The 12,816-nt window shown below is 54.1% G+C and carries 11 protein-coding genes; 4 read left to right on the forward strand and 7 right to left on the reverse strand.

Annotated elements, in window-relative coordinates; genetic code table 11:
* The first annotated feature begins 262 nt into the window (after positions 1 to 262).
* The 3 genes from H9Q10_RS06045 (at position 263) to H9Q10_RS06055 (ending at position 2,544) form a co-directional block, all read left to right on the forward strand.
* Positions 263 to 1,033, forward strand: a complete 771-nt coding sequence (locus tag H9Q10_RS06045; protein WP_064087641.1) for a hypothetical protein — start codon at positions 263 to 265, stop codon at positions 1,031 to 1,033.
* A gap of 133 nt (positions 1,034 to 1,166) precedes the next feature.
* Complete coding sequence (locus H9Q10_RS06050; protein ID WP_064105327.1) at positions 1,167 to 1,925, forward strand: DUF1281 family ferredoxin-like fold protein; 759 nt, start codon at positions 1,167 to 1,169, stop codon at positions 1,923 to 1,925.
* Between the two features lie 145 nt (positions 1,926 to 2,070).
* A complete protein-coding gene (locus H9Q10_RS06055) occupies positions 2,071 to 2,544 on the forward strand; it encodes a hypothetical protein (protein WP_064087639.1) in 474 nt (157 codons plus the stop codon).
* Positions 2,545 to 2,627: 83 nt separating this feature from the next.
* Here H9Q10_RS06055 and H9Q10_RS06060 read toward each other — a convergent pair whose 3' ends face one another.
* From H9Q10_RS06060 to H9Q10_RS06075, 4 genes are all read right to left on the reverse strand, one after another.
* On the reverse strand, positions 2,628 to 4,109 hold the full coding sequence (locus H9Q10_RS06060) for a surface lipoprotein assembly modifier (RefSeq protein WP_197903078.1): 1,482 nt from the start codon (positions 4,107 to 4,109) through the stop codon (positions 2,628 to 2,630).
* 162 nt (positions 4,110 to 4,271) lie between these two features.
* Complete coding sequence (locus tag H9Q10_RS06065) at positions 4,272 to 5,234, reverse strand: Slam-dependent surface lipoprotein (RefSeq protein ID WP_197903079.1); 963 nt, start codon at positions 5,232 to 5,234, stop codon at positions 4,272 to 4,274.
* Between the two features lie 233 nt (positions 5,235 to 5,467).
* Entirely contained in the window at positions 5,468 to 8,905 is a 3,438-nt protein-coding gene (locus H9Q10_RS06070; RefSeq protein WP_197903080.1) for a TonB-dependent receptor domain-containing protein, read from the reverse strand.
* Positions 8,906 to 9,234: 329 nt separating this feature from the next.
* The gene (locus H9Q10_RS06075) at positions 9,235 to 9,417 is read right to left on the reverse strand and encodes a hypothetical protein (RefSeq protein WP_064087635.1); all 183 of its coding nucleotides are present in this window, start codon (positions 9,415 to 9,417) and stop codon (positions 9,235 to 9,237) included.
* Positions 9,418 to 9,614: 197 nt separating this feature from the next.
* On the opposite strand from H9Q10_RS06075, the gene H9Q10_RS06080 reads away from it, so the two are divergent.
* Entirely contained in the window at positions 9,615 to 10,313 is a 699-nt protein-coding gene (locus H9Q10_RS06080) for a recombinase family protein (protein WP_197903081.1), read from the forward strand.
* A gap of 70 nt (positions 10,314 to 10,383) precedes the next feature.
* On the opposite strand, the gene H9Q10_RS06085 is transcribed toward H9Q10_RS06080, so the two are convergent.
* From H9Q10_RS06085 to H9Q10_RS06095, 3 genes are all read right to left on the reverse strand, one after another.
* Positions 10,384 to 10,749, reverse strand: coding sequence for a hypothetical protein (locus H9Q10_RS06085; protein ID WP_152907633.1), 366 nt, complete (start codon positions 10,747 to 10,749; stop codon positions 10,384 to 10,386).
* 41 nt (positions 10,750 to 10,790) lie between these two features.
* Positions 10,791 to 11,732, reverse strand: a complete 942-nt coding sequence (locus H9Q10_RS06090; protein ID WP_197903082.1) for a tyrosine-type recombinase/integrase — start codon at positions 11,730 to 11,732, stop codon at positions 10,791 to 10,793.
* Between the two features lie 64 nt (positions 11,733 to 11,796).
* The gene (locus H9Q10_RS06095) at positions 11,797 to 12,507 is read right to left on the reverse strand and encodes a lytic transglycosylase domain-containing protein (protein WP_197903083.1); all 711 of its coding nucleotides are present in this window, start codon (positions 12,505 to 12,507) and stop codon (positions 11,797 to 11,799) included.
* Between the last annotated feature and the right edge of the window lie 309 nt (positions 12,508 to 12,816).

Here is a 12,816-nt window from a genome sequence, read left to right on the forward strand (position 1 = left end):
GTATTTTCAGGTAGCCTCTTTTGAGGCTGCCTGAAAATTTCATCAACCCTGCGAGGGACTTCATGCAGGCTGCTTGCTTGACACCCAGGCCGTCTGCATGAATTGCTTCGGCAATCCGGCCGGCAGTCCGCAACTGCTTCGGTACAACCGTTAAACAGTACCGCCCGCATCCGTGCGGCCACGGTTTTTTTATCAACCCTGCGGGGCACAGCCTGCCCCGCAACGGGCAGGTTTCCCGCTTTTATTCCATCGGAGACCTGCCATGCAACCGTCTGCAACCTACGAACCCGGCAGCTATATCGTCTGGTTCGACAGTCAGTATGAAACCGCCGAAGCTGCCGCCGAGGCTTTAAACGGTACATCCCTGCCGCCCTTACAGCCCGGACAATCCCCTGAGGACCTTGTCCGCCAAAGGCTGCGTACGCTCGGCTATGCCGAAAACCTGCTGTCCGTACTCGAGCCCGTGGCCGAGTACGTGGCCAATGAAAACCGTCACGGCTCCGGGCCGAGCCGCTGCTATAACAGCTATACCGCAGCGGTGTTCATCCCGCCGCAGGCGGATACCCGGGCCTGGCTGGATGCTTTCTGCCGGCCGGACTTCGCCCGGCAATTGTCGGACGAAGAGGCGGCGAAAGTGTTCGTCGGCGTGATGGAAGGCCGGACGCTCGGCTACTGCCTGGCCGTCTGCGCCGTCGAATCCGCCATGCCCGACGAAAACGATCCCTTCCTGCTGGTTCCGGCAGCCGCTTTGCCCGGCTACGACGATTTGGCCTACCTGCTCAAAGACGTGGAATACGCCGAGGGCAACTATGCCACCGTGCTGGCGCAGACCCTGTCGGTAGCGGATGCGCAATGGCTGTACGCGCGCAACCGCGAAACCGTATTCAACTGGATGATGAACCGGGGACTGGCCCTGCACGACTTCGGCTATAACGCCGACGTGGTGCTGGAACAACCTGAAAAAGTCCGTTGGGAACTGGTTTACCGCTGGGCCTGCGATACCGTCAAAACCTACTTGGACAAGCTGAAATAGGCTGTCTGGATTTTTCTGAAAGCACTTGTTACCTGAAATGTGCGCCGGTTGTCCGGCGGTAACTTTTTTCCACCCCGAGGGGCCGTTTCCGCCCTTCGGGGCGGACCGGCTCCGTTTTTATAGGAGCTTTATCATGCCTAACCATGTTACCAACCAAATCACCGTCACCGGTCCGGCCGAATCACTGGCCGCCTTCCGGGCAGCCCTGCTGGTTCCAGGTGAGGCCGACAGTTACGGCCGCGATGACCTGCCTCAGGTAATCGTCGATTTCAACGGCATCCTCCCGATGCCGGCGTCCCTGCATCTCGAATTCGGTTCTGCCACCTACCGGGCGGAGATATGGAATGCCTTGGCCGACGTTCTGCCGGTTGCCGGCGAAGAGGCGGCCAAGCTGTATTGCATCGACCGTATCCGGGAACTGACGGCCGGCCATCTGGACTGGGAAACCGCCACCGTAGGCCGCCTGAAAGAAGTGTTCGGGCAGCATCCGGGATTGGCGGAACAATGCGGGCTCGACTTGCACTACGCCGAACAGATCAAACGCAATATCGAACTGTACGGCAGCCCGACCTGGTACGAATGGTGTAACCGCAACTGGGGCACCAAGTGGAATGCCTACCATCAGCATATCGGCTATCTGGACGAGGGAGAACTGTATCTCGAGTTCGATACCGCCTGGTCGCCGCCGGAGCCGGTGTACGAAGCCATTGCCGAGCGCTTTCCCGATTTGCAGCTGGAAATCCGCTACATCGACGAAGGCGGCGGTTTTGCCGGCACTTACGAAATCAAAGACGGCATATTGCACGACTATCCCTGTTCCGATGAAGAATTCCGCATGTTCGCCGAAGAACATTTCGGCTGGGATTATTCGGAAGACGACGATGAGGAGTAAGGCCGGAAAGGCCGCCTGAAAGCAGACAGCGCGAGCTTCTGCAAAGCAAAAACCAGGTACGTCTGACGACAGCCCTTTTCTTTTTTTCAACCCTTGGCGGGGAAGCCCCGCCGGGGTTTCTCCTGCCTGTTTTAGGAGAAACCCTATGACAACCGATAAGCAACCCCGCTTCACGGCGGAAACCGATTCGTACGACGGCCGCAAAAAGCTGGTCCTGCACCTGCCTCCGGGCAGCCCGCAATTGGACGACTTTTGGCGCAGCGACGAGCACGACTTCGAGTTACCCGATGCCTGTATCGAAATCGATATGGGAAAACTGCATCAGGCTTTGGCCGTTGTCCGCGCACACCCGTGGCTGTTCGAGCACGTCGCCATCGGCATCGCCGTCTATTCGGACGGTTATGAAGGAAAACTGCGTCAGAGCCGTTTGGAAATTACCTCGTACGGTCAAAACGGCTGCCTGATTTTCTATGTGCGGTTCGTCAATGATTGGACGGGAACGGACTATACCTTCGATGCCAGCGCATACTGGCCGGTGGAGGACGGTCGCGACCTGTACCAGTATTTGAAGGAACGACTGGGATTGCAGCCTGAAAACCGGCCGCAACCCGGGCAATAAAGCAGACGGCTGCCTTTAAGGCAGCCGTCTGTATTACCATCAATGGGTTTCCCAATAACGGATTTTAGTAATACAAAGAACCATTAAAACCGATAACGCAGGTTCACGAGCACCTCGTTTTGCCGATAGCGGTAGTAGTCGGCATTGCTGCGGTTTACGGTGTGCTTGAAGCGCAGCTCGGGGTAAATGCCGTGCCACTGCCAGCGTGGGAAGCCCAGCGCGGCAACGGCGGTGTATTGTTTGTCTTGGCGCCGCTCGCCGTTGCTGATGAAGCTGGCCGCATCATAGCGGCTGCGGCGGTGCATCAGCAACAGATTGGCATAGGCGGTTTGGCCGAACATTTTGTAGAACCCGAGGCGGACGGCGTATTCGCGGCTGGAAGCTGCTTCTTCGGCATAAGCCTTGCGGACGGCGTCCAGATTGGCGAACAGCCCCCAGCTTGATCCGGCGGCCCATTCGGCGCCGAGGCCGGCTTCGTATTGGCTGTAGTCATCGAAATAGCGGCGGTTTTGCCCGCTGTAATGATGGCGTTTGGCACCGCCGCGCAGGCTGGTCCGCCAGCGCGGGGAAAGGGTATGCGTCCATTCGGCATCGATGCCCCAGGCACGGTAATGGGTGTGCCGGTTGCGGAAGTCGTGTTCGAAATAAGGCAGCAGGGCGAAGTGGTTGCGGATGTCGGCATAATCGTAGCCGGCATACAGGGCGGTGGTGTGGTAGCTGTAGTCGGGCGCGATTGACTGTTGGGGATCTTCGCGCCGGTAGCGGGTGCCGTAGGCCAAGCCGCGCAGGTGGAGGCCGTGGTGGCCGGCGAGCGGGATGGTGCGCAAGGCGGTGGCGCTGTATTGCCACATGGCTGAACCGACAGGTTCGGGCAACAGGCGTTCGAGCAGGCACATGCCGGCGATTTGCCATACGCACTGCCGGCCGCCGTCGGCCTGGTTGATGTTGTCGTTGTGGCCGTAGCCAATGCTGATTTGGCCGTGCCAGGCGCGGCGTTTGGCCAATTCGTTCTGATATTGCCCGACTAAGGCGCGGGTTTCTTCGGGCAGCCCAATGTCTACGGCACGGTGGAACTCGGCGGCGGCTTCGCGGTTTTGGTTGTCTTCGGTATAGACGCGGGCGAGTTCGAGGCTGATGCGGGCGTTACCGGGTTCGGCAGCGGCGGCACGTTTGAGCCGCGCGGCAGCCAGGCGGTAATCGCCCCGGGCGCGCGCCTGCAGGCCGGCGGCCAAGTCAAGTAACGCCGGTTTGTGCTGCGGCAACATCGCGTAGCGGGCGGCGAATTGTTCCACCTTGTGCCATTGCTGCTGGTTGACGGCGTAATACAGGGCGCTTTCCAGTTCTTCGGCCGTATCGCCGACGGCATAAACCTGTCCGCCTATCTTGATGTAGCCGCTGTCGTTTTCCACGGTGGCATCCTGCCCGCCAAGCCAGCCGCTTTCGCGGTATTGCCGGGTTTCGCGAGTGCCCTCGTCAAGCAGGCGGCGGCGTTCGTCGGCCGGATCGTCGGCATGGGCAAGGGCGGGCAGCAGCAGGCACAAGGCGAGGAGGAGCGGCTTGTTCATGGACGTGGCTTTCGGCATTTTGTTTCAGGTAACCTCTTCCGGAAAAGGCTACCTGAAAACGGTTTGAACATTGGTTTGATTGATTGTTTATTCGATTGGCGATAGGCGGTCCGAAGTACTTCAGAGACCGCCCTTCCCATCTTACGGGTCTAACACACGGGATTATTGCGGCGGGATTTGCTTACCACCGAAGGCAATGTCCCTATCGACACCCGTACGATCCACAATACCGGCCAGAGCCTCCGCACCGCTGCCGTAGAAGCGGCCGGTAATGCGTTCGTCAGCCTTACCGTTGTCAAACGTACCGTTGCTCCGAATATTGGTACCGTCAAATTTCACGCTGTCGCCGGGGCGGGAAATGCTGCCGGAAAGTTCGTTTTTACCTGCGCCATAGCTGGCGGTGAGCACGCCGGTATAGAAGTCGTTCTGACCCGGGGTATGCTTATTCACACCCAGCACGTTATAAGTGGCTCCGGACAGTACCGGCATATTTTGGGTCGGATTGTCGCCCACATACCAAACGGTGCGTTTACCATCCGCCATATTCAGGTCGGTGCTGTTTTGCGGCGGGTTGCCGGCGCGCGGCGCCCATTCACCAAAGAACACGTTGTTGCCTTCACTCATACCCGGCACTTTGGCAATCACCAGGCCACCGAACTTGGGCGCAGCGGGGATTGCCGGGTTAGCTATCTGGCGCACGCTGTACACTTCGGTGTTGTTGTGGCGGTTTTCATACCACACCTGACCTAGTTTCGGATTGTAGAACCAGCCGATAACCGGGGCGACATCGCGCAACGTCAGATATTGCGGATTACGTGTGCCATTGACGTTGGCATACGGATCAGTACCGTTAATTGGTATCGGTGTCTTATTGCGGTCATTATATTTGGCGCGGATATGTTGTACCGGACCTTTTTCCAGATTGATACTGGTTGACCAGTGGTTGCCGCTGGTGAAGCGCAAACCGGCCTCGCCGGCTCCGAAAGGCAGTGCCTCCGACATACCAGGGTCTACATTATCCAGCTCGGAAGAACCGCCGTATTCTCGGATACCGGGTGCTGCCACAGCCACACCGAAAACGCCGCACAACAATACGGCCAACAAGGTTTGATTACGCATAGACATAATTGTCTCCTTATAAAAAGATTAAACGAGAAACCCCGTTTTGTTGCCGCCCGAAGGCGGAAAAAACGGTAAAAACCATTGCCCCGAAAGGCGGGGGTGGTCGGGTTTGTGTGGTTCCGTGATGCGTCTGTATCGTTATCGTTCTGCCGACCTGTTTTCGGCCGGTGTGCCGGTCAGGCTACCTGAAAATTCCGGCTGTATAGCAAACGGTGTTTTTCAGGTAGCCTTAATGGCTAGAATTTGGCGGTGAGGCCGAAAGTAACCGTCCGGCCGGGCCCGGGGGCGGGCACGTTGGACATCGGGTCGAGATAGTAGCGGTTGGTCAGGTTGGTAATGCCGAGATTGACGTTGAGGTTTTTGTGCAGCTGGTAACGGCCGTACACGTCCCAAGTCAGGGAAGGGCGCCAATGGTAAGGCTTGCCGCTGGTGTTGAAAATATAGCCCAATTCTTTTTGTAACAGGGCGTCGTATTGCTTGGTATTGACGCTGCTATGGTAGATGCCGCGCAGGCCGAGTTCAAGCCGTTCGCCCAGCAGGCGCACACCGGCATCCAGATTAATCGAATATTTGGGCTGCAAGGCCTGATAGCCGCGCGTGCTGCCGTAGCCGCCCTCGATGCAGACCGGCACGCCTTTATAGCCGTAGGGGTCGAAATCGAAAGCCATATCGCGGTCGCACATCTGCTGTTTCAGGCGGTAGGTAGCACCGAGGGAGGCGAAGAAACGGCCGGTATCGATGCGGCTCTGCCATTCCAGCCCGGCGGTGTCTTTGCGGTCGTATTGGGTGGTGCGGAAATAATCGGTGGTTTCGATTACGTTTTCAATCCGGTTGCGGTAGTAGGTCAGGCGCACATCGCCGGCGCGCAACTTGCTCCAATAGGGGGCGAAATTAAAGCTGTAGCCGATTTCCCAGCTGCGGCTGCGTTCGGGTTTGAAGCGGAAAGTCGGCGCTGTCGGCTTGCCGACATAAGCCACATCATTATAAAAACTGCCAACCTCATACACACTGGGGAAGCGGGTCATCTGTGCGTAGCGTGCGAACAAGCGGCTGTTGTCGGTTAAATCGTAGCTGACGGCAATGGTCGGCGCCCAGGCATGCGCCCGTATCGGTTTGGGCATTGCCCAGTATTGCTCTTCGGTGTATCTGCGGGTCACTATGCCTTGATCCAAGCCCGGGACTAGTGTGCCTTCACTGCTATCGCTTAATTTACGCCGAAGCATGGCACAGCCCGGGATGTCTTTCTCGCAACCGTAATAACCTGAGGCATGGGGAAAGCGGTTTCCGTGCAGCCAATAACGGTTGTAGCTGCCGTTTAATCCCTGCGGGTTGTCTACTTTTTCTTCAAACATACCGAAGCGGTGGTGTTGATCCCATACCCTGCTGTCCAGTTTGCCATTGACATAGGGGACGAACACCGGATGAACCCGATACAAAGGGACATCAGGATGAGTAAGAGGAGGTCCTGATAAATGGTAGGAGTGATTTACAAACCCATTCCTATCAATCCGGCGATACGCGTCCGTGTAGTATTCGTCTGAATTTTGGTATTTGGGCAAGTTATACCTGGCACCATGTGCCTGTATGGCCTGCTCGGCGGCGGCAATGGCGGCGGTATTGCCCGATTGGTAAGCCTGACGGCGCTGTTCGGCCACCGCATCCCAGTCGCGCTGTTCCTGATCGCTTACCAATTCCATATAAGGTAGATAGGCCCCCGCCCTATATATGCTGTTCCCTCCTGGCCCGCCCGCCCGATAGCGCGGATCATGCCGCGCCCGCCCTTCGGCCAAGGCACGGTCGAAGCCTTTGAAATTGTGGTAGCGGATGCCGGCGGAGATTTTCAGGCGGTCGGTGGCCTGCCAGTCGAACACCAAATTGGTGCCCCATTCGCGCCGCTCGCCGCCCCTGGGCCCGGCCAGCTTGGTCAGGCCGGTGGCCATACCGGCCAGATTGAACAGGTCTTTTGAATTGACGATTTCCACTTCCTCCGCCAGTTTCTCTTTCTGATAATCGGCGGCCAAGGTCATGCTCAGGCGGTCGCTGAGGCGGAAGCGGTTGCTGATATCGAAACCGGTGCGGCTGACGCGGGTTTTCTGCTCGGCGCCGGAAAGCACGCGGAATTGGCCGTTGTCGTTCGGGGTCATGGCCAACACCTGTTCTTTGGTCAGGCCGTTGACGCCGAAATCATTCATCAGGTCGTTGCAGCTGCTGTAGTTGTCGACGTGCTCGGGCGGTATCCGGCCGCGTTGGGTACACCAATACCAAACGTCGTAGAAGGGATCGGGGCGGGCGGAAGACAAATCCATGCCGCCACTCTGGTGGCGGGTAGAGTTGGTTTTGATGCGCCACAGGTTGGCCTGCAGGTCGATCCAGCGGCTGCCTTCCGGCTTCCAGGCCCAGCCGAGTTTGTAGGTATCGGTGCGGATGGTGGAATCGATGCTCTGCATCTGCGGCGACAGTTCTTTGGGGCGGCTGCTGGGATTATGCTCTTCCATATTCATCACATAGGTGGTGTGGAAGGGGTTGATTTCGCCGAAGCGCACGTCGGTGCGCATATACTGCCAACCGAGGTTGTGGCTGCCGGGCAGGTGCCAGTTGTTTTTCAACAGTAGGGTTTTGGTTTCGGTGTTGCTGTTGAGCACTTCCACCCCGGGGTGGTAGACCTTGGCCATATTGGGCACGAAGGTGGCAGAGTTTTTGCAGTTGAAATCGCTGCCGCCTTGGTCGTAGCAGCGTTGCAGGTCGTATACCGGATTGTGCAGGTAGCCTTCCGCCCCCTTGGTGCCGGCAAAGTAGTTGCCTTTGTTGCGGTAGCTGTAGGCGGCAAGGCCGTCTGAAAGTTCGGTTTTGAAGGCGGCGGCAGCCATATAACTGCGGTCACCGCCGAAGCGCCAATTGTCGCGGCCGCTTTTGTGTGCGGGCGGGGTGAGGCCGTCGGCCACCAGTGCCTGCGGGCTTTGCTGGCCGGTCAGCGGGTCGAAACCGCCGCCCGCGCCGTCCGCCGTCGCGCCGAAGGGCAGGGTTCTGTAGTCTTCCCAGCCCAGCCATTGGTTGAGGTTGTTGGCCGGGCGGGTGCTGTTGTTGGCAAACTCGGTTTTCAGCTGGAAGCCGAATTTCTGCCCTTCCGGCACGATGTCGTCGGCTTCGATGGTGCGGATGGTGACCGCGCCGCCGACGCCCGATTTCACCCCGCGCGTGAGGGCGGGGCTTTTTTCCACCGCGATGCTGCGGAACAGGGCGGGGTCGAGATAGTTGCGGTCGCCCACGCCGTAGTTGTTCATCCACACGTCGACGGTTTGTTCGGTGCCGTCTACGGTAACGGGGATGCGGCCCTTGCCGGTGATGCCGCGGATGTTGGGCGTGATGGCGCCGCCGGCGGTGCGGGTGTTCATGTTGTACACGCCGTTGAGGCCTTTGAGCACGTCGCCGGCGGCATTGATCCGATAACGTTCGAGGTATTCCTTGCCGATATAGGCGTTGGAGACGTTTTTGCGGTATACGTCGTCGGCGCCGCGCTGATCGGGTCGTCGGCCTTTGATTTCGATGGTTTCCAGTTCGGCGGAGGCAGGCTCCCTGCCGTTGGCGGCGGGGGTGTCGGCGGCGGCCTGCATGTGGGCAAAGGCACCGGTCAGCAGCACGACCAATAGCTTGGGGCAAAAAGATTGGGTTGTCATATGAGGGAAGAGAAACAGAAGAAAGATTAAATTCCCTATTGTTTATAGGGATATAGCCGAAGTGATACGGTGTATGGATAATAATAGAAGTAAGAATTATTTTCAATAAAAGCTAAGGCTATGGCGCTACCCGCTAGTTGCTGCCGCGATTGCTCAAATGGCTGGACGGGAGCAGTCTCTATTCTTGATGCCGGTGCATACTGGCCGGTGGAAGACAGCTGCCTTGAGGGCAGCCACTTTATTTGGCACACTTAAACAGATTCGGCAGCCATTCTCAGGCTGCCGAATCTCCAGTCTTTCTTTCTACTCCGTATCCCGCCAAATGACGTTCAGCATGATTTCTGACGCTCCGCACGGCGTTGGTGCAACTTCCCCAGCACCTCGTCATGCGTATGGTAGGTTTCACATTTCAGTCCTTCTTCAACCTTTTTGCGAAACCAAGCGCCGTAATCGTCGGCTTGCTGTCGGGTGTCAAACTCGGAAATGCGGTAGTCCAGTATGGCGGTATTCATGGGTTGTCCTTTGACTATGCTGCACCTTCTTAAAGAGGCCGGTATTCAGAACTATATTTTTCATTCTAGCATACTCGCCAGCAACGAAGCCTACCCGTGTCTGATTTCTGCTACTTTTTAGGTATACTCAAAAAGAATATTGAAAAAAACAGTTCTTTTTGTATTGCATCCGTACTTAAAAAGTAGTAGCATAAATTATGGACTTAAAAAATACAGGTATTAGCAAGACGGCCCGGATCTATTTCCGGGTTTCAACTGACGAGCAAAATTTAGAACGTCAGCATCAGTTGATTGAGCGAGCAAAGGTACAAGGATTTTATATTGCCGGTATTTACTCAGAAAAAGCATCTGGCGTTAATCCTGATCGCTCAGAATTGCGCCGCTTGATTAACGATCTGCAAACCGGTGACTGGGTAATCGCTGAAAGTATCGACCGCATTACCAGATTGCCACCTGCAGAGGCAGAACGGCTGATTGATGAGATCACTGCCAAGGGGGCAAAAATCCAAGTTCCGGAAATTTTCGATTTTGAAGAACTGGGTGTTTTCTTTGAACAAGATGGCTCACTACCTGGCTATTTGTTACAACCCTTATTGGCCGCTCTGCAAAAGATGTTCCTACGTATTGCATTAAATATGTCGCACCAGGACTGGGCTGTGCGCAAACGGCGGCAGAAAGAGGGAATAGCCTTAGCCAAACGGCGCGGTGGTTATCGGGGACGACAACCTGACAAGTCGCTACATGAGAAAATCATTAAACTGCGCCTACAGGGATTCAGTATTACTCAAACTGCGCAGACACTTGGCTGCAGCGTATCCACAGTAAACCGGGTCAGCCGGCAACACAAGAAAAGAATGGGTACGCTTGATGAAAACCAGCCTGGTATTTTCAGGTAGCCTGTCACAAATCTAAATTAAAGGCAGACAGAATAAGGTCTCTGCCTGCCTTGTTTGAACGTAGAGTTGATTATGGTCGCTCTGCAACATCCTTGCTCGGACGGAAACATAACGCCTGGCGTGTCCGATCACAGTTTTTTGAAGTAAAGACATAACGCTGGCTGGAGTACCTCGGATAATCAGGGTTACGTCGAATGTAACCCCACTCTAACATCTGTTGATGGGTTACGCCGTGTGGATCACAGGTATTGCAATGTGGGCCGGCATTGGGGAAAACACGATCTGTTTGGCGGTTGAGGTTCTGTACACCTTTATCAACTCGAGTGGCAACCGCATTGAGCGGGTTATCCGACCAGTTGATGCTGCCGTCTGGATTGGTAGAACAGGCTGTCAGTAGTGCCAAAAAAAAGATAGATGCCGTGTACTTCAGTTTCATGGGCGCGCCTCCTTAAGTGCGGATAAACAATAATGCAGTGATTATCTGTTTAAATGTTGATAAAACGTTGCCTTAACGAAATCATTATCCAAATGAGTATACATTTGCGTGGTGGCCACACTACTATGGCCAAGCAGGATTTGCACAAAACGCAAATCATGTGTCTGCCGGATAAAATGAGTGGCACAAGAATGCCTGAGCATATGCGGAGTTAGCCGAAGCTTATCTACTAATAACTCGTTTGCCAAGTTATGCAAATGCAGTCGGACGGTACTATTCGTAATCTTATTGCCATAACGATTTGTAAATAAATAGTTTACTTTGACCTTGACCAGAGAATTACTGCGCGATTGCAGATACTCTTTGATTCGTTGAATAACACAGTCCGTAATTGGTACCAGTCTTGTTTTATTACCCTTACCAGTCACTTTAACTTGTTTTTGGCTGAAATAAAGATCGGATAAAGTTAGAGAAGTTACCTCAGAAACCCGCAATCCGGAATAAGCCATTAATTCGAACATACAGATATTACGCAAGTACATCCATTGAGACTGTCGACGTATAGGAGGGGTGTCGAGAATCTTGTCCAGTATTGGCATGTCTACTGCTTTAGGCAGCGTTTCCGGTAGTTTCGGTAAGTCAAACTTGAACCGATCATAAGAAATATTCAAAACATCGGTCTTGACCAGGTATCGGATCCAACTGCGCCAAGCGCAGATATAACGTCGGATGGTGTGTGCACTTAAGTCAGGGTTGTTGCTTTGTTTAATGACGACCGTTTTCAACAAAGCAGACTCAGTACAGATTTCCGGAAAATTAGAGAAAGTTTTGCTGTCCGGCCATGCTTCTAATAATGCAGCAAACTGCCTCAGGTTATTTCGATACCCTTCAATTGTCCCATCTGCCATACACCTAGTCTGGCAATAGTCTAGGAACGATTCAAGATGCTGATGCAGTTGGGCAGATATTTCAGACTTTAACATATTGGCTTCCTTGTAATAATTAAAGAAAGTGGCAGATATTTACCAATATGCAGTCTAAGTAGTTTCAGTAGATATTGCTGGTATGTGACTGATATACGCTGCTACCTGTCTCAGACTTGGTTTGGCTGTACCGTGGTTTTCCAACCTGTGCAACATGGAGATTAGCTGAGGCATGGGGGATTACATGATTTGCAGCTGAAGAAGCAGCCTTTCGTTTGAACTCCACGTACAACGCGGTAACATTACGGACATAGTGCTGTGTCTCAGCAATCCTAGGTACGCGATTTCCTGCCCGACTTACCCTACGAGGACCGGCGTTGTAGGCAGCAAGAGCTAGGTCTAACCGACCAAATTGATTATACATTTGACGCAGGTAACGCGCTCCGGTGCGGATAGAGACTTCCGGAATAAACAGGCTCGATGGATGAACGTGCATCCCTAAAGCAGTTGTCGGCATGACTTGGGTTAGCCCACTAGCTTGGGCAGGAGATACCGCCTGATGGTTATACCTGCTTTCGTAAGCGATCAGGGCTTTTAATAACTCCGGTTCTACACCTTCCTGTCTGGCAATGCGTTCAATGGCTGGAGCGTGCTGCCAATAATTCGCAATCATACGTCGGCAGTCTGGCGCGTTTGAAAAACCTTTCAGGCAATTTGAAACTCCATCCGATAAGGCAGGATAGCTAATAAAAAGTAATAGTAGAGCGAGCCAAATGTAGCTTGGCTTTGTGAACAAAAAAGGATTTTTAAATGTTTGATCAGAATAATTCTTCATCTTTTAATCATAGTTCGTTAGATATGAATCGGCATACCAGTCAGAGTTTTTCTCACGAGTCTCATAATATTTGGTACCATACAAATGCCAACCCATTTAGAAACGTCGATATTGCCAACTCTAGCTACTCCAACCTACCTCGTCGGGGAATAATAAAGTCCTTTGGTGGCCAACCACAAAGAATAGGACTGGAAGAGATTATAGATACCCTAGGCAATAATAAATGGTTGCGATATGCACTATTATCAGCGCTTGCATTGGCGTTGATATCATCATATTTTTAATATTGCTTAACTAACTAAATTTAAT

This window comes from Eikenella glucosivorans (assembly GCF_016025525.2).
Taxonomy (GTDB): domain Bacteria; phylum Pseudomonadota; class Gammaproteobacteria; order Burkholderiales; family Neisseriaceae; genus Eikenella; species Eikenella glucosivorans.

What these genes read in the sequence shown, in the direction of transcription:
- H9Q10_RS06045 (WP_064087641.1), top strand. Translation starts at nt 263, where the DNA reads ATGCAACCGTCTGCAACCTACGAACCCGGCAGCTATATCGTCTGGTTC.
- H9Q10_RS06050 (WP_064105327.1), top strand. Translation starts at nt 1,167, where the DNA reads ATGCCTAACCATGTTACCAACCAAATCACCGTCACCGGTCCGGCCGAA.
- H9Q10_RS06055 (WP_064087639.1), top strand. Translation starts at nt 2,071, where the DNA reads ATGACAACCGATAAGCAACCCCGCTTCACGGCGGAAACCGATTCGTAC.
- H9Q10_RS06060 (WP_197903078.1), bottom strand. Translation starts at nt 4,109, where the DNA reads ATGAACAAGCCGCTCCTCCTCGCCTTGTGCCTGCTGCTGCCCGCCCTT.
- H9Q10_RS06065 (WP_197903079.1), bottom strand. Translation starts at nt 5,234, where the DNA reads ATGTCTATGCGTAATCAAACCTTGTTGGCCGTATTGTTGTGCGGCGTT.
- H9Q10_RS06070 (WP_197903080.1), bottom strand. Translation starts at nt 8,905, where the DNA reads ATGACAACCCAATCTTTTTGCCCCAAGCTATTGGTCGTGCTGCTGACC.
- H9Q10_RS06075 (WP_064087635.1), bottom strand. Translation starts at nt 9,417, where the DNA reads ATGAATACCGCCATACTGGACTACCGCATTTCCGAGTTTGACACCCGA.
- H9Q10_RS06080 (WP_197903081.1), top strand. Translation starts at nt 9,615, where the DNA reads ATGGACTTAAAAAATACAGGTATTAGCAAGACGGCCCGGATCTATTTC.
- H9Q10_RS06085 (WP_152907633.1), bottom strand. Translation starts at nt 10,749, where the DNA reads ATGAAACTGAAGTACACGGCATCTATCTTTTTTTTGGCACTACTGACA.
- H9Q10_RS06090 (WP_197903082.1), bottom strand. Translation starts at nt 11,732, where the DNA reads ATGTTAAAGTCTGAAATATCTGCCCAACTGCATCAGCATCTTGAATCG.
- H9Q10_RS06095 (WP_197903083.1), bottom strand. Translation starts at nt 12,507, where the DNA reads ATGAAGAATTATTCTGATCAAACATTTAAAAATCCTTTTTTGTTCACA.